The organism is Streptomyces sp. AC602_WCS936, assembly GCF_019049125.1.
Taxonomy (GTDB): Bacteria; Actinomycetota; Actinomycetes; order Streptomycetales; family Streptomycetaceae; genus Streptomyces.
Genome location: NZ_JAGMUF010000008.1, coordinates 267,701 through 282,931 on the forward strand (window position 1 = coordinate 267,701; position 15,231 = coordinate 282,931).

Sequence of the window (15,231 nt, forward strand, 5' to 3'; positions counted from 1 at the left end):
TCACAGCTTCATCAGGCTGGCGTCGTCGACCGAGGCCGAGTGGCGGGAACGGAACAGGGACACGATGATCGCGAGCCCGACCACGACCTCCGCGGCGGCGACGACCATCGTGAAGAAGGCGATGATCTGGCCGTCGAGGTTGCCGTGCATGCGGGAGAAGGCGACGAACGCGAGGTTGCAGGCGTTGAGCATCAGCTCGACGCACATGAAGACCACGATCGCGTTGCGCCTGATCAGCACGCCGGTGGCACCGATCGTGAACAACAGGGCCGCGAGATAGAGGTAGTTCACGGGGTTCACTTCGACGCCTCCTCGGACCGCTTGAAGTTGGCCGGCTCGACCGCCGTGCGCTCCAGGCGCTCCTCGGCACGCTGCTCCAGTGCCTTGAGGTCGTTGAGCGCGTCCGTCGACACGTCGCGGATCTGGCCCCGGTCGCGCAGCGTCTTGCTGACGGTCAGCTCGGAGGGGGTGCCGTCGGGCAGCAGGCCCGCGATGTCGACCGCGTTGTGCCGGGCGTAGACGCCGGGTGCGGGCAGCGGCGGCAGGTACTTGCCCTCGCGGACGCGCTTCTCGGCCAGCTCCCGCTGGGTCGCGGCCCGTTCGGTGCGCTCGCGGTGGGTGAGCACCATCGCGCCGACGGCGGCCGTGATGAGCAGGGCACCGGTGATCTCGAAGGCGAAGACGTACTTGGTGAAGATGAGGGAGGCGATGCCCTCCACGTTGCCGTTCGCGTTCGCCTGGCCGAGGCCGGTGAACTCGCTGACCGAGGCGTTGCCGATGCCGCCGATCAGCAGGATGCCGAAGCCGAGCCCGGACAGGAGCGCCAGCCAGCGCTGGCCCTTGATGGTCTCCTTCAGGGAGTCCGCCGCGGTGACGCCGACGAGCATCACCACGAACAGGAACAGCATCATGATCGCGCCGGTGTAGACGATGATCTGCACCACGCCGAGGAAGTAGGCGCCGTTGGCGAGGTAGAACACCGCCAGGACGATCATGGTCCCGGCGAGGCAGAGCGCGCTGTGCACGGCCTTCTTCATGAAGACGGTGCACAGGGCGCCGATCACCGCGACGGTGCCGAGGATCCAGAACTGGACGGCCTCTCCGGTGGAGGTGCCTGCGGAGAGAGTCGCCGCGGCGGCGAGTTGCGCGGTCATCGGCGGATCACCTCCTCCGACGCCGGCTCGGTCCCGCCGAAGGTCGAGTCGCCCTCCTGGACGACCTCGCCCTTGGAGTGCGCGACCTGCTGGACGGTGCCGGGCGCGGCCTCGGTGACCAGGCCCCGGTAGTAGTCCTGCTCGTCCGTGCCCGGGTAGATGGCGTGGGGCGAGTCGACCATGCCCTCCTCCAGGCCGGCGAGGAGCTGGTCCTTGGTGAAGATGAGGTTGGCGCGACTGGAGTCGGCCAGCTCGAAATCGTTGGTCATCGTCAGCGCGCGCGTGGGGCACGCCTCGATGCACAGGCCGCACAGGATGCAGCGGGCGTAGTTGATCTGGTAGACGCGGCCGTACCGCTCGCCCGGCGAGTAGCGCTCCTCGTCGGTGTTGTCCGCGCCCTCCACGTAGATCGCGTCGGCGGGACACGCCCAGGCGCACAGCTCGCAGCCGACGCACTTCTCCAGTCCGTCCGGATGGCGGTTGAGCTGGTGCCGTCCGTGGAAGCGCGGAGCGGTGGTCTTCTGCTGCTCCGGGTACTGCTCGGTCAGCCGCTTCTTGAACATGGCCTTGAAGGTCACACCGAAGCCGGCCACGGGGTTCAGGAAACCGGGGTCGGTCTCCTTGGGTTCCTCAGCCATCGGACGCCTCCTTTCCATCCGTAGATCCGCCCGCAGATCCACCCGTAGATCCGTCACTGTGAGTATCGGGCCCACCACTGACAATCAGCTCCCGCTCCCGGCGCGGACGGCGCCTGGGCACCGGCGGCAGCTCCTGCCCGGGCAGCGGCGGTACGGGGAACCCGCCGGCCATCGGGTCGAAGGCGGCCGGTTCCTCGGCCGGAGCCTCGGCCCGCTTGCCCTTCTCGCGGTACATGTCGACGACGAAGGACAGCACCAGCAGGACCAGGACGCCGCCGCCGACGTAGAGGGCGATGTCGGTGAACTCGTAGTTCTCGTTGCGCAGGGCCCGCACGGTCGCCACGAGCATCAGCCAGACCAGGGAGACCGGGATGAGGACCTTCCAGCCGAGCTTCATCAGCTGGTCGTAGCGGACGCGCGGGAGCGTGCCGCGCAGCCAGATGAAGAAGAACAGCAGCAGCTGCACCTTGACCACGAACCAGAGCAGCGGCCACCAGCCGTGGTTGGCGCCCTCCCAGAAGGTGCTGATCGGCCAGGGTGCCCGCCAGCCGCCGAGGAAGAGCGTGGTGGCGACCGCCGAGACCGTCACCATGTTCACGTACTCGGCGAGCATGAACATCGCGAACTTGATCGACGAGTACTCGGTGTTGAAGCCGCCCACGAGGTCGCCCTCGGACTCCGGCATGTCGAAGGGGGCGCGGTTGGTCTCGCCGACCATGGTGACGATGTAGAGGATGAAGGAGACCGGCAGCAGCACGATGTACCAGCGGTCGCCCTGCTGGGCGACGATCTCCGACGTCGACATCGACCCCGAGTAGAGGAAGACCGAGGCGAACGCGGCACCCATGGCGATCTCGTAGGAGATCATCTGCGCGCAGGAGCGCAGGCCGCCGAGGAGCGGGTACGTCGATCCGGAGCTCCAGCCGGCGAGCACGATGCCGTAGATGCCGACCGAGGCGACCGCCAGGATGAACAGCATGGCGATCGGCAGGTCGGTGAGTTGCATCGCGGTGCGGTGGCCGAAGATCGAGACCTCGTTGCCGGCGGGTCCGAAGGGGATCACCGCGATCGCCATGAAGGCCGGGATGGCCGCGACGATGGGCGCGAGGATGTACACCGCCTTGTCGGCGCGCTTGACGACGACGTCTTCCTTGAGCATCAGCTTGATGCCGTCGGCGAGCGACTGGAGCATGCCCCAGGGGCCGTGCCGGTTGGGGCCGATGCGCAGCTGCATCCAGGCGACGACCTTGCGCTCCCACACGATGGAGAACAGCACGGTCACCATCAGGAAGGCGAAGCAGAAGACCGCCTTGATGACGACGAGCCACCAGGGGTCGGTGCCGAACATCGAGAGGTCTTCAGCGGCGAGGTACGGGCTCATGCCTCCACCTCCTTGGGGGCCTCGCCCGCGAGCGTGGCCGGACCGATGCGGACGAGGGTCCCGGGCAGCACTCCGGCGTCGGAGGCGACGCCGTTGCCGGCCGAGTTCAGCGGGAGCCAGACCACCCGGTCGGGCATCTCGGTGATCTGGAGCGGGAATTCGACGGCACCGGTGGGTCCGGTGACGGCCAGGAGGTCGCCGTCCTTGACGCCGGCCTCGGCGGCGGTGGCGGCCGACACGCGCGCGCGGGCGGCGTGCCGGGTGCCGGCCAGCGCCTCGTCGCCCTGCTGGAGCAGCCCCTGGTCGAGCAGCAGCCGGTGCCCGGCCAGTACCGCCTCACCGGCGGCCGGCCGGGGCAGCGCGCCCGCGGTGTACAGCGGTTCACCGGCCCGCGGCCCGTCCCAGGCGCCGAGCCGGTCGATCTCCGCGCGGGTGGTGCGCAGGTCCGGCAGCCCCAAGTGCACGTCCATGGCGTCGGCCAGCATCTGCAGGACGCGGGCGTCGGTGGGCGCGAGGCGGCGGGTCATCTGGTCGGGCTTGAGCGCGGCCTCGAAGAAACGCACCCTGCCCTCCCAGTTGAGGAAGGTCCCGGCCTTCTCGGCGACCGCGGCGACCGGCAGGACGACGTCCGCCTTCTCGGTGACCTCGCTGGGCCGCAGCTCCAGGGAGACCACGAACCCGGCCTCCGCGAGTGCCGCACGCGCGCGTGCCGGATCAGGCAGGTCGGCAACCTCCACTCCCGCCACGAGCAGTGCCTGGAGCTCGCCCCGGGCGGCGGCCTCCACGATCTCACCGGTGTCGCGGCCGTAGCGGTGCGGGAGGTCGGCCAGGCCCCAGACCGCGGCGACCTCCTCACGCGCGCGCGGGTCGGTCGCCGGGCGCCCGCCCGGCAGCAGCGAGGGCAGCGCCCCCGCCTCGATGGCGCCGCGCTCCCCGGCCCGGCGCGGGATCCACACCAGCCGGGCGCCGGTCGCGGAGGCGGTCCGTACGGCGGAGGTGAGGCCCCCGGCGACGGACGCCAGCCGCTCGCCGACGACGATCACGGCACCCTCGGCGCGCAGGGCCTCGGCTGCCTGGGAGCCACCGTCCTCCAGGCCGACACCGCCGGCGAGGGCGTCCAGCCACTCGGTCTCCGTGCCGGGAGCGGCCGGCAGCAGGGTGCCGCCGGCCTTCTCCAGGCCCCGCGTGGCGTGCGTGGCCAGCGAGAAGACCTTCTGCCCGTGCTTGCGCCAGGCCTTGCGCAGCCGCAGGAAGACGCCGGGCGCCTCCTCCTCCGACTCGAACCCGACCAGCAGGACGGCCGGCGCCTTCTCCAGCGCGGTGTACGTGACTCCCGTACCGTCGAGGTCTCGGCCGCGTCCGGCGATCCTGGAGGCCAGGAAGTCGGCCTCCTCGGTGCTGTGCACGCGCGCGCGGAAGTCGATGTCGTTGGTGTCGAGCGCCACACGTGCGAACTTGCTGTACGCGTAGGCGTCCTCCACGGTGAGTCGCCCGCCGGCCAGGACACCGGTCCGGCCCTTCGATGCGAGCAGGCCCTGCGCGGCGATCTGCAGGGCCTCCGGCCAGGAGGCCGGCTCCAGCTCACCCTCGGCGCCTCGCACCAGGGGCGTCGTCAGCCGGTCCCGCTGCTGCGCGTACCGGAAGCCGAAGCGGCCCTTGTCGCAGATCCACTCCTCGTTGACCTCCGGCTCGTTGGCCGCCAGGCGCCGCATGACCTTGCCGCGCCGGTGGTCGGTGCGGGTCGCGCAACCGCCGGAGCAGTGCTCGCACACCGACGGCGAGGAGATCAGGTCGAAGGGACGGGAGCGGAACCGGTACGCCGCCGAGGTGAGCGCGCCGACCGGGCAGATCTGGATGGTGTTGCCGGAGAAGTACGACTCGAAGGGGTCGCCCTCGCCGGTGCCGACCTGCTGGAGCGCGCCGCGCTCGATCAGCTCGATCATCGGGTCGCCCGCGACCTGGTTGGAGAACCGGGTGCAGCGGGCGCACAGCACGCACCGCTCGCGGTCGAGCAGCACCTGCGTCGAGATCGGCACCGGCTTCTCGTAGGTCCGCTTCTTTCCTTCGAAGCGGGACTCGGACTGGCCGTGCGACATCGCCTGGTTCTGCAGCGGGCACTCGCCGCCCTTGTCGCAGACCGGGCAGTCCAGCGGGTGGTTGATGAGCAGCAGCTCCATCACACCGTGCTGGGCCTTCTCGGCGACGGGCGAGGTCAGGTGGGTCTTCACCACCATGCCGTCGGTGCAGGTGATGGTGCAGGAGGCCATGGGCTTGCGCTGGCCCTCGACCTCGACGATGCACTGGCGGCAGGCGCCGGCCGGGTCGAGGAGGGGGTGGTCGCAGAACCGGGGGATCTCGATGCCGAGCTGCTCGGCGGCCCGGATGACCAGGGTGCCCTTGGGCACGCTGATCTCGGCGCCGTCGATCGTCAGCGATACGAGGTCCTCCGGCGGGACCGCCGCCTCTCCCCCACCCGAGGGAGCATTGGTGGTCACGGTCATGCGTTCACCTCCGTGCGGTCGGCCCAGGCCGTCGACTTGGCCGGGTCGAAGGGACAGCCGCGGCCCGTGATGTGCTGCTCGTACTCCTCGCGGAAGTACTTGAGCGAGGAGAAGATCGGCGAGGCGGCACCGTCGCCGAGGGCGCAGAAGGACTTGCCGTTGATGTTGTCGGCGATGTCGTTCAGCTTGTCGAGGTCGGACATCACGCCCTTGCCGGCCTCGATGTCGCGCAGCAGCTGCACGAGCCAGTACGTGCCCTCGCGGCACGGTGTGCACTTGCCGCAGGACTCGTGGGCGTAGAACTCGGTCCAGCGGGTGACGGCCCGCACGACGCAGGTCGTCTCGTCGAAGCACTGGAGCGCCTTGGTGCCGAGCATGGAACCGGCGGCGCCCACTCCCTCGTAGTCGAGGGGGACGTCGAGGTGCTCGTCGGTGAACATCGGCGTCGAGGAGCCGCCCGGCGTCCAGAACTTGAGGCGGTGGCCCGGACGCATGCCGCCGCTCATGTCGAGGAGCTGACGCAGCGTGATGCCGAGCGGGGCCTCGTACTGGCCGGGGCCCGCGACGTGGCCGCTGAGCGAGTAGAGCGTGAAGCCCGGGGACTTCTCGCTGCCCATCGACCTGAACCAGTCCTTGCCCTTGTTCAGGATCGCGGGAACCGACGCGATCGATTCGACGTTATTCACCACAGTCGGGCAGGCATAGAGGCCGGCCACAGCAGGGAAGGGGGGACGGAGCCGCGGTTGACCCCGGCGGCCTTCGAGCGAGTCGAGCAGTGCGGTCTCCTCACCGCAGATGTACGCGCCCGCGCCCGCGTGCACGGTGAGTGTGAGGTCGAGTCCGCTGCCCAGGATGTTCTCGCCGAGGAAGCCGGCCGCGTAGGCCTCGCGCACGGCCTCGTGCAACCGCCGCAGCACTGGGACGACTTCACCACGCAGATAGATGAAGGCATGCGAAGACCTGATGGCGTAACACGCGATGACGATGCCCTCGATGAGGCTGTGCGGGTTCGCGAAGAGGAGCGGGATGTCCTTGCAGGTCCCCGGCTCCGACTCGTCGGCGTTGACAACTAGATAGTGAGGCTTGCCATCCCCCTGGGGAATGAACTGCCACTTCATCCCCGTCGGGAACCCCGCGCCGCCGCGTCCGCGCAGACCCGAGTCCTTGACGTACGCGATCAGGTCGTCCGGCGACATCGCCAGCGCCTTGCGGAGCCCCTCGTACCCCTCGTACCTCCGGTAGACGTCCAGAGTCCAGGACTCGTCCTCGTCCCAGAAGGCCGACAGCACGGGTGCGAGCAGCTTCTCCGGACTGGTGCCCTTGATCTCGGCTGCCACGGTCATCACTCCCCCTCCTCGGCGGTAGGCCCTGCCGGGTGGGAAGGGTCGGATGCCGATGTGTCCTGCGGCGCGTCGTGCGAGCTCAGGTGTTCCGTCGGGGACGGGTCGTGCACGGCCCGGTCCTGCGGTGCGTCGTGCGGTCCGCCGTCCCGCGGGTGCACCACGCGCGCGGCGGACGCCTCGCCCTTGGCCAGCTTGAGCCCGGCCAGGGAGGCGGGACCCGCGCTGCCGCCGGCCGCGACGGCGCCGTCCCGCTCGTCGGGGAAGCCCGCCAGGATCCGGGCGGTCTCCTTGAAGGTGCACAGCGGCGCACCGCGCGTGGGCGTCACCGGCCGTCCCGCGCGCAGGTCGTCCACGAGGTGCCTGACGCTCGCCGGGGTCTGGTTGTCGAAGAACTCCCAGTTGACCATCACGACCGGCGCGAAGTCGCAGGCCGCGTTGCACTCGATGTGCTCCAGGGTGACCTTGCCGTCCTCGGTGGTCTCGCCGTTGCCGACGCCCAGGTGCTCCTGGAGGGACTCGAAGATCGCGTCGCCGCCCATCACCGCGCACAGCGTGTTGGTGCAGACACCGACCTGGTAGTCGCCGCTCGGCCTGCGCCGGTACATGGTGTAGAAGGTGGCGACCGCGGTGACCTCGGCCGTGGTGAGGTCCAGCATGTCCGCGCAGAACTGCATCCCGGTGCGCGTGACGTGCCCCTCCTGCGACTGCACGAGGTGCAGCAGCGGCAGGAGGGCGGACCGGGAGTCCGGGTAGCGGGCGATGACCTCGCGCGCGTCGGTCTCCAGCCGGGCCCGGACGTCGTCCGGGTAGGCGGGCGCGGGCAGTTCCGGCATGCCCAGGCTGACGCCCCGCTCCGAAGAAGAGGTGGTCACCGGTCGACGCCTCCCATCACGGGGTCGATGGACGCCACGGCCACGATGACGTCGGCGACCTGGCCGCCCTCGCACATCGCCGCCATGGCCTGCAGGTTGGTGAAGGACGGGTCGCGGAAGTGGACCCGGTAGGGGCGGGTGCCTCCGTCGGACACGACGTGCACCCCGAGTTCGCCCTTGGGCGACTCGACCGCCGTGTACGCCTGTCCCGGCGGCACGCGGAAGCCCTCGGTGACCAGCTTGAAGTGGTGGATCAGGGCCTCCATGGAGGTGCCCATGATCTTCTTGATGTGGTCGAGGGAGTTACCCAGTCCGTCCGGTCCCAGGGCGAGCTGGGCGGGCCACGCGATCTTCTTGTCGGCGACCATGACCGGGCCGGGCTGGAGCCGGTCCAGGCACTGCTCGACGATGCGGAGCGACTGGCGCATCTCCTCCAGCCGGATCAGGAAGCGGCCGTAGGAGTCGCAGGTTTCGGCGGTCGGGACGTCGAAGTCGTACGTCTCGTAGCCGCAGTAGGGCTGGGTCTTGCGCAGGTCGTGCGGCAGGCCGGTGGAGCGCAGAACCGGGCCGGTGGCGCCCAGAGCCATGCAGCCGGCCAGGTCGAGATATCCGACGTCCTGCATACGGCCCTTGAAAACGGGGTTCCCGGTGAAGAGCTTGTCGTACTCCGGGAGGTTCTTCTTCAGCTTCTTCACCAGTTCGCGGACCTGGTCGACCGCGCCGGGCGGCAGGTCCTGGGCGAGTCCGCCCGGGCGGATGTACGCGTGGTTCATCCGCAGGCCGGTGATCAGCTCGAAGACGTCGAGAATCAGTTCACGATCGCGGAAGCCGTAGATCATGACGGTGGTCGCGCCGAGCTCCATGCCACCGGTGGCGACGCACACCAGGTGCGAGGAGAGCCGGTTCAGCTCCATGAGCAGGACCCGGATGATCGTGGCCCGGTCCGGGATCTGGTCCTCGATGCCGAGGAGCTTCTCGACGCCCAGGCAGTACGCCGTCTCGTTGAAGAACGGCGTCAGGTAGTCCATGCGCGTCACGAAGGTGGTGCCCTGGGTCCACGTCCGGTACTCGAGGTTCTTCTCGATGCCGGTGTGCAGGTAGCCGATGCCGCAGCGGGCCTCGGTGACCGTCTCGCCGTCGATCTCCAGGATCAGGCGGAGCACACCGTGGGTGGAGGGGTGCTGCGGCCCCATGTTGACGACGATGCGCTCGTCGTCGGCGCGGGCCGCGGCCTGGACGACCTCGTCCCAGTCGCCGCCGGTGACCGTGTAGACGGTGCCCTCGGTGGTCTCGCGAGGGGAGGCGTGCGAAGTGCTCATGAGTACGACCTCCGCTGGTCCGGAGCCGGGATCTGGGCGCCCTTGTACTCGACGGGGATGCCGCCGAGGGGGTAGTCCTTGCGCTGCGGAAAGCCCTGCCAGTCGTCCGGCATCATGATCCGCGTCAGCGCCGGATGGCCGTCGAAGACGATGCCGAAGAAGTCGTACGTCTCGCGCTCGTGCCAGTCGTTCGTCGGATAGACCGAGAACAGCGACGGGATGTGCGGGTCGCCGTCGGGCGCGCTGACCTCGAGCCGGATCAGCCGGTTGTGGGTGATCGAACGCAGGTGGTAGACGGCGTGCAGCTCGCGGCCCTTGTCGTTCGGGTAGTGGACGCCGCTGACGCCGGTGCACAGTTCGAACCGCAGGGCCGGGTCGTCGCGCAGGGTGCGGGCGACGCGGACCAGGTGCTCGCGCTCGATGTGGAAGGTCAGCTCGTCGCGGTCGACGACCGTCTTCTCGATGGCGTTGTCGGGCAGCAGTCCCTGCTCCTCCAGCGCGCCCTCGAGTTCGTCGGCGACCTCGTCGAACCATCCCCCGTAGGGCCGGCTCGCCGGTCCGGGGAGCCGGACGGAACGGACCAGGCCGCCGTAGCCGGAGGTGTCGCCGCCGCCCGCGGCGCCGAACATGCCGCGCTGGACGCGGATCTCCTCGCCGCCCTGGCCGCGCTGACCCGGGAGGTTCTCGGCGGACAGGTCCTTCTCGGGGTTCACCCCGTTCGCGTCACCCGCGGCGTTGTTCTTGTCACCCGCGGTGTTGTTCGCGTCGCTCACCGCAGCAGCCCCTTCATCTCGATCGTGGGCAGGGCCTTGAGCGCCGCCTCCTCCGCCTCGCGGGCCGCCTCCTCGGCGTTCACGCCGAGCTTGGAGGTCTGGATCTTCTGGTGGAGCTTGAGGATGGCGTCCATCAGCATCTCGGGCCGCGGCGGGCAGCCCGGGAGGTAGATGTCGACCGGGACGATGTGGTCGACGCCCTGGACGATCGCGTAGTTGTTGAACATGCCGCCCGAGGAGGCGCAGACCCCCATGGAGATCACCCATTTCGGGTTCGGCATCTGGTCGTAGACCTGCCGCAGCACCGGCGCCATCTTCTGGCTCACGCGGCCCGCGACGATCATCAGGTCCGCCTGCCGCGGCGACCCGCGGAAGACCTCCATGCCGAAGCGCGCCAGGTCGTAGCGGCCGGCGCCGGTGGTCATCATCTCGATGGCACAGCAGGCGAGGCCGAACGTGGCGGGGAAGACGGACGACTTGCGCACCCAGCCCGCGGCCTGCTCGACGGTGGTCAGCAGGAAGCCGCTCGGCAGTTTTTCTTCGAGTCCCATGTCAAAGGCCCCTCAGTCCCATTCCAGGCCGCCGCGCCGCCATACGTACGCGTACGCGACGAAGACGGTGAGCACGAAGAGCAGCATCTCCACGAGCCCGAAAATCCCCAGGGCGTCGAAGGTGACGGCCCAGGGGTAGAGGAAGACGATCTCGATATCGAAGATGATGAAGAGCATCGCCGTCAGGTAGTACTTGATGGGGAAGCGCCCGCCGCCGGCCGGCGTGGGGGTCGGCTCGATTCCGCACTCGTAGGCCTCGAGCTTCGCCCGGTTGTACCGCTTCGGACCGATCAGCGTGGCCATCACCACGGAGAAGATCGCAAAGCCTGCCCCGAGGGCTCCCAGTACGAGGATGGGCGCATACGCGTTCACCGCTCCTCGCTCCTCTCAGTCGGCACTGACTGCTGGCGGTTGCATCGGACTCACAGCCGCCCCAACAGCCCCACGAACCCCGCTCGTCCCGGCGAAGATCGCGAACATGTGAAGCAGGTCACAAGCCCAACTGCCTCGCATCTTATGCCCGCCACTCTGTGATCTGCGACACGGGGTATTGCACAAGCTTTGTGATCTCCACCACCTGACGAAGGATCATGAAGTCGGATGAGCGGTGATCTTCACACAAGAAGCGTTCAGGTGATCACCAGAGGTGACAATTTCGATCGTCGCCGCTGGCCAGAGGGGGCGCGCTGCGGGCGTCTCAATATCAAGATGGTTCCCTTGCATGCAAACTGGCGCTGGACTCGATCACTTGATAGAGGGCGCGTTCACACATCAGAGGGAGGGGCGGGGTGCGATGTGGACACGTGCACGCGTTCACGAGCGCTCGGCGGTGACCCCGGGGGCCGGCCGCGCGCCGCGGACGCGGCCGACGGGGTAACCGTTCCGTGACCTGCGCCACATTCATGAGAGGCGTCTGAGAACCGGGCTTGGCCAACTGCCTCAACAAGTGGTAAGCGCGGGGCAATTCGGGCGTAACGATCAAAGTCCGTGATCACAGGGTGGTTACGGGCCGCCCGCAATGTCCGTTAGGGCGTCAATAAGGAGCGACACGCCCGGGATTCGGGGCCCGATTGAACAACTGTGGCGCAGCCCACGTTTCTTGAAGGTATGGAGGAGCTCCTGATACCGGTTGTCCCTATGTCCCACACCGCTCACATACGCAGCCACCGGAAGCCCCGCCGCAGCGCGTCGACCATCGCGATGCGGGCCGGAGTTGCCGGTGGCGTCCTCAGCACCCTGGCAGTAGCCGGTGCGTCGAGTTCGGCCAGCGCGGCCGAGCCGGTGACGCAGACCATGGAACTGCCCACTCTGACGGCCGACCTGGCCGCTCAGGTCGCCCAGTCCGCGGACGTCACGCAGCAGGCGGCCGCGAGCTACGAGCTGCAGGCCGAGCGTGACGCGGCCGCCGCCAAGGCCGCCAAGCAGGCCGAGGCGGACCTCGCCGAGGCCAAGAAGAAGGCCGAGGAGGAGAAGAAGAAGGCCGAGGAGGCCGCACGCAAGGCGGCCGCCGAGCGCGCCTCGCGCACCGCCGAGCGCGCCACCCTGAGCGCCTCCGCGGACACCGGGTCCTCCGACAGCTCGGGCAGCAGCCTCGGCAGCAGCTCCTCGTCGGCCACCGGTTCGGCCGCCGCGGTCATCTCCTTCGTCCAGTCCCAGGTCGGCGACGCCTACGTCTCCGGCGGCACCGGCCCCAACTCGTGGGACTGCTCCGGTCTGGTGCAGGCCGCCTTCAAGCAGGTCGGCGTCGACCTGCCGCGCGTCTCCCAGGCCCAGTCGACCGCCGGCACCCAGGTCGGGCTGGGCAACCTCCAGCCGGGCGACATCCTGTACTGGGGTGGCGCGGGCAGCGCGTACCACGTGGGCGTCTACGTCGGCGACGGCATGTTCGTCGGCGCGCAGAACCCGTCCACCGGCGTGGTTCTGAAGCCGCTGTCGTACGACCCGCCGAGCGGCGCGGTGCGGGTGCTGTAACCCCCACAACCCCAGCACCTCAGAAGACACGCAACGCGGACACGTCCGCGCGCGGGGCCGCAGCCACTCGAGGGCTGCGGCCCCGCGGTCGCTCCTGGCATGCTCGGCACGGGCCGGACCTCCACCGGCCCGTCCACGAGCCGAAGGAGAGACCATGCCCAGCGTGTTCGTACAGGGGCGGCCCACCGCCGCCTATCCCCCGCTCGCACCAGAGGCCCGGTGCGGGTCGGTGCGACGGGTCACCGAGGTCGGCGAAGAGGTGCTGCACAAGCCCTGCCGGGACGTCACCGAGTTCGGGCCCGACCTCGCCGCGCTCATCGACGACATGTTCCGCACGATGTACGTCGCCGACGGCTGCGGGCTGGCGGCGAATCAGGTGGGGGTCGACCTGCGCCTGTTCGTGTACGACTGTCCCGACGACGAGGGCGCCCGACATGTCGGGCACATCGTGAACCCGGTGCTGGATCCCCTCGACCCGGCCGGGCGCCGTCTGCTGGACGAGGGCGAGGGGTGTCTGTCGGTGCCGGGCGCCGCGATGGCCGTGCCCCGCCCCGACCGGGCCGTCGTGCGGGGCCTCGACAAGGACGGCGAGCCGCTCGTCGTCGAGGGCACCGGCTACTTCGCGCGCTGCCTCGCCCACGAGACCGACCACGTGAACGGTCAGGTGTATCTGGACCGGCTCTCCGCGCGCGACCGCAAGCGGGCGCTGCGGCAGTCGGCCGACCGGCGCGACGAGGTGTTCGCGCGCCGGACGGCCAACGCCAGGGCTCTTGAAGGGGCGGCGGACTGATCAGGCCTTCGGCGCGACCTTGCTCAGTCCGTTGATGATGCGGTCCATCGCGTCGCCGCCCGTCGGGTCCGTCAGGTTGGCGAGCATCTTCAGGGTGAACTTCATCAGCAGCGGGTGGGTGAGGCCGCGCTGCGCCGCGATCTGCATGACCTTCGGGTTGCCGATGAGCTTCACGAAGGCCCGGCCCAGGGTGTAGTAGCCACCGTAGGTGTCCTTCAGGACGCGCGGGTAGCGCTGGAGGGCGATCTCCCGCTGGGCCGGCGTGGCCCGCGCGTGGGCCTGGGTGATGACGTCGGCGGCGATCTGGCCGGACTCCATGGCGTAGGCGATGCCCTCGCCGTTGAAGGGGTTCACCAGGCCGCCGGCGTCGCCGACGAGCAGCAGGCCCTTGGTGTAGTGGGGCTGGCGGTTGAAGGCCATGGGCAGGGCGGCGCCGCGGATCGGGCCGGTCATGTTGTCGGGGGTGTAGCCCCAGTCCTCCGGCATGGACGCGCACCAGGCCTTCAGCACCTCGCGCCAGTCCAGCTCCTTGAAGGAGTCCGAGGTGTTCAGCACTCCGAGCCCGACGTTCGAGGTGCCGTCGCCCATGCCGAAGACCCAGCCGTAACCAGGCAGCAGCCGGTCCTGGGCGCCGCGGCGGTCCCACAGTTCCAGCCAGGACTCCAGGTAGTCGTCGTCGTGGCGGGGCGAGGTGAAGTACGTGCGGACCGCGACGCCCATCGGACGGTCCTCGCGGCGGTGCAGGCCCATCGCCAGGGACAGCCGCGTGGAGTTGCCGTCGGCGGCGACGACCAGCGGCGCGCGGAAGGTGACCTCGCGCTTGTCCTCGCCCAGCTTGGCGTGGACGCCGGTGATGCGGCCGGTGCGGTCGTCGATCACGGGGGCGCCGACGTTGCAGCGCTCGTACAGGCGGGCGCCGGCCTTCTGGGCCTGCCGGGCGAGCTGCTCGTCGAAGTCGTCGCGCTTGCGGACGAGTCCGTAGTCGGGGAAGGAGGCGAGATCCGGCCAGTCCAGCTGGAGGCGGGAGCCGCCGCCGATGATGCGCAGCCCCTTGTTGCGCAGCCAGCCGGCCTCCTCGGAGATGTCGATGCCCATGGCCACGAGCTGCTTGACCGCGCGGGGGGTCAGGCCGTCGCCGCAGACCTTCTCCCTGGGGAAGGCGGTCTTCTCCAGCAGCAGGACGTCGAGTCCCGCCTTGGCCAGGTGATAGGCGGTCGTGGAGCCGGCCGGCCCCGCGCCCACGACGATCACGTCGGCGGTGTTCTCGGAGAGTGGCTCAGTCTCGACGGTCACGGCGGGATCTCCCCAAGTTCGAAATCTGCGTGCCGACCGGCACTGGTCATGGGCAGTCTATTCAGCGACACCCACGACCCGGCTGAAGGGCTGCCCAGTGAACCGAGCTTGGCCCGTTGTACGGTTGCGCGTTCCCACCGACGAGGACGCGGTCGCCTGGCACCGGATATTCGACGATCCGGACGTCATGGAGTTCCACGGCGGGAGGTCCGCGGAGCTGTCCGTCTACGAGGAGCTCACCGCCCGCCAGCGCCGCCATGACGCGGAGCACGGCTTCTGCCTGTGGACCATGGTGGACGAGGCGGGCACGGTCATCGGCTTCACCGGCGCCCAGCCGTGGCCGCGGGACTGGGGCCCCAAGGGCGAGATCGAGATCGGCTGGCGCCTGGGGCGGACGTACTGGGGCAAGGGTTACGTCACGGCGGCGGCCCGGCAGACACTGGAACGGGTGCGTGCCGCGGGCGTCGCGGAGGTGGTCGCGATGGTCGACGCCCGCAACGCCCGGTCCATCGCGGTGACGGAACGCCTGGGCATGCGCCTCGCCGAGGTCTTCACCACCCCGGCCTCGCAACAGCAGGGGCACTGCTACCGGCTCCCGCTGCACAGCCGGTGACTCGCTGCAACCGACTGTCACAGTAAGCCACT

Annotated in this window: 16 protein-coding genes; 3 read left to right on the forward strand and 13 right to left on the reverse strand. The window is 69.5% G+C overall.

Translation table 11 applies throughout. The features are described 5' to 3' along the window. The 12 genes from nuoK to KUM03_RS38125 form a co-directional block, all read right to left on the reverse strand. Positions 1–300 (reverse strand): NADH-quinone oxidoreductase subunit NuoK, encoded by a 300-nt coding sequence (nuoK, locus tag KUM03_RS03980; protein WP_004927567.1) that lies wholly within the window; start codon positions 298–300, stop codon positions 1–3. After that, a complete protein-coding gene (locus KUM03_RS03985; RefSeq protein WP_217245578.1) occupies positions 297–1,154 on the reverse strand; it encodes an NADH-quinone oxidoreductase subunit J in 858 nt (285 codons plus the stop codon). The genes nuoK and KUM03_RS03985 overlap by 4 nt, the downstream gene beginning before the upstream one ends. After that, entirely contained in the window at positions 1,151–1,792 is a 642-nt protein-coding gene (gene nuoI / locus KUM03_RS03990) for an NADH-quinone oxidoreductase subunit NuoI (protein ID WP_073725310.1), read from the reverse strand. Before nuoI ends, KUM03_RS03985 begins: the two co-directional genes overlap by 4 nt. Further along, a complete protein-coding gene (gene nuoH, locus KUM03_RS03995; RefSeq protein WP_217245579.1) occupies positions 1,785–3,173 on the reverse strand; it encodes an NADH-quinone oxidoreductase subunit NuoH in 1,389 nt (462 codons plus the stop codon). Before nuoH ends, nuoI begins: the two co-directional genes overlap by 8 nt. Continuing rightward, positions 3,170–5,674, reverse strand: coding sequence for an NADH-quinone oxidoreductase subunit G (locus KUM03_RS04000; protein WP_217245580.1), 2,505 nt, complete (start codon positions 5,672–5,674; stop codon positions 3,170–3,172). Before KUM03_RS04000 ends, nuoH begins: the two co-directional genes overlap by 4 nt. After that, the gene (nuoF, locus tag KUM03_RS04005; RefSeq protein ID WP_217245581.1) at positions 5,671–7,020 is read right to left on the reverse strand and encodes an NADH-quinone oxidoreductase subunit NuoF; all 1,350 of its coding nucleotides are present in this window, start codon (positions 7,018–7,020) and stop codon (positions 5,671–5,673) included. The genes KUM03_RS04000 and nuoF overlap by 4 nt, the downstream gene beginning before the upstream one ends. Beyond that, a complete protein-coding gene (gene nuoE, locus KUM03_RS04010) occupies positions 7,017–7,889 on the reverse strand; it encodes an NADH-quinone oxidoreductase subunit NuoE (protein WP_217245582.1) in 873 nt (290 codons plus the stop codon). The genes nuoF and nuoE overlap by 4 nt, the downstream gene beginning before the upstream one ends. Then, on the reverse strand, positions 7,886–9,208 hold the full coding sequence (locus KUM03_RS04015; RefSeq protein WP_217245583.1) for an NADH-quinone oxidoreductase subunit D: 1,323 nt from the start codon (positions 9,206–9,208) through the stop codon (positions 7,886–7,888). The genes nuoE and KUM03_RS04015 overlap by 4 nt, the downstream gene beginning before the upstream one ends. Then, entirely contained in the window at positions 9,205–9,981 is a 777-nt protein-coding gene (locus KUM03_RS04020; RefSeq protein WP_217245584.1) for an NADH-quinone oxidoreductase subunit C, read from the reverse strand. Before KUM03_RS04020 ends, KUM03_RS04015 begins: the two co-directional genes overlap by 4 nt. Further along, positions 9,978–10,532, reverse strand: coding sequence for an NADH-quinone oxidoreductase subunit B family protein (locus KUM03_RS04025; RefSeq protein WP_010041554.1), 555 nt, complete (start codon positions 10,530–10,532; stop codon positions 9,978–9,980). The genes KUM03_RS04020 and KUM03_RS04025 overlap by 4 nt, the downstream gene beginning before the upstream one ends. A gap of 12 nt (positions 10,533–10,544) precedes the next feature. Next, positions 10,545–10,904, reverse strand: a complete 360-nt coding sequence (locus KUM03_RS04030) for an NADH-quinone oxidoreductase subunit A (protein WP_003974383.1) — start codon at positions 10,902–10,904, stop codon at positions 10,545–10,547. A gap of 779 nt (positions 10,905–11,683) precedes the next feature. Beyond that, complete coding sequence (locus tag KUM03_RS38125; RefSeq protein ID WP_241846944.1) at positions 11,684–11,827, reverse strand: hypothetical protein; 144 nt, start codon at positions 11,825–11,827, stop codon at positions 11,684–11,686. Between KUM03_RS38125 and KUM03_RS04035 the strand changes: the two genes are divergently transcribed. Both KUM03_RS04035 and def read left to right on the forward strand, forming a co-directional pair. Next, positions 11,826–12,503: a C40 family peptidase gene (locus tag KUM03_RS04035; RefSeq protein ID WP_254398767.1), complete on the forward strand. Its 678-nt coding sequence runs from the start codon at positions 11,826–11,828 to the stop codon at positions 12,501–12,503. The two genes, KUM03_RS38125 and KUM03_RS04035, sit on opposite strands and share 2 nt — an antisense overlap. A 154-nt stretch (positions 12,504–12,657) precedes the next feature. Further along, positions 12,658–13,293, forward strand: a complete 636-nt coding sequence (def, locus tag KUM03_RS04040) for a peptide deformylase (RefSeq protein ID WP_217245586.1) — start codon at positions 12,658–12,660, stop codon at positions 13,291–13,293. Here the strand turns inward: def and KUM03_RS04045 are convergent, their stop codons facing one another. Further along, positions 13,294–14,586, reverse strand: coding sequence for a geranylgeranyl reductase family protein (locus KUM03_RS04045; protein ID WP_073725328.1), 1,293 nt, complete (start codon positions 14,584–14,586; stop codon positions 13,294–13,296). 97 nt (positions 14,587–14,683) lie between these two features. Here KUM03_RS04045 and KUM03_RS04050 point away from each other — a divergent pair, with 97 nt between their 5' ends. Beyond that, positions 14,684–15,199 (forward strand): GNAT family N-acetyltransferase, encoded by a 516-nt coding sequence (locus KUM03_RS04050; RefSeq protein WP_217245587.1) that lies wholly within the window; start codon positions 14,684–14,686, stop codon positions 15,197–15,199. The last annotated feature ends 32 nt before the right edge of the window (positions 15,200–15,231 follow it).

Coding starts and splice junctions, on each gene's coding strand:
- KUM03_RS03985 (WP_217245578.1), bottom strand. CDS start 1,154: ATGACCGCGCAACTCGCCGCCGCGGCGACTCTCTCCGCAGGCACCTCC.
- nuoI (WP_073725310.1), bottom strand. CDS start 1,792: ATGGCTGAGGAACCCAAGGAGACCGACCCCGGTTTCCTGAACCCCGTG.
- nuoH (WP_217245579.1), bottom strand. CDS start 3,173: ATGAGCCCGTACCTCGCCGCTGAAGACCTCTCGATGTTCGGCACCGAC.
- KUM03_RS04000 (WP_217245580.1), bottom strand. CDS start 5,674: ATGACCGTGACCACCAATGCTCCCTCGGGTGGGGGAGAGGCGGCGGTC.
- KUM03_RS04015 (WP_217245583.1), bottom strand. CDS start 9,208: ATGAGCACTTCGCACGCCTCCCCTCGCGAGACCACCGAGGGCACCGTC.
- KUM03_RS04025 (WP_010041554.1), bottom strand. CDS start 10,532: ATGGGACTCGAAGAAAAACTGCCGAGCGGCTTCCTGCTGACCACCGTC.
- KUM03_RS04035 (WP_254398767.1), top strand. CDS start 11,826: ATGGAACTGCCCACTCTGACGGCCGACCTGGCCGCTCAGGTCGCCCAG.
- KUM03_RS38125 (WP_241846944.1), bottom strand. CDS start 11,827: ATGGTCTGCGTCACCGGCTCGGCCGCGCTGGCCGAACTCGACGCACCG.
- def (WP_217245586.1), top strand. CDS start 12,658: ATGCCCAGCGTGTTCGTACAGGGGCGGCCCACCGCCGCCTATCCCCCG.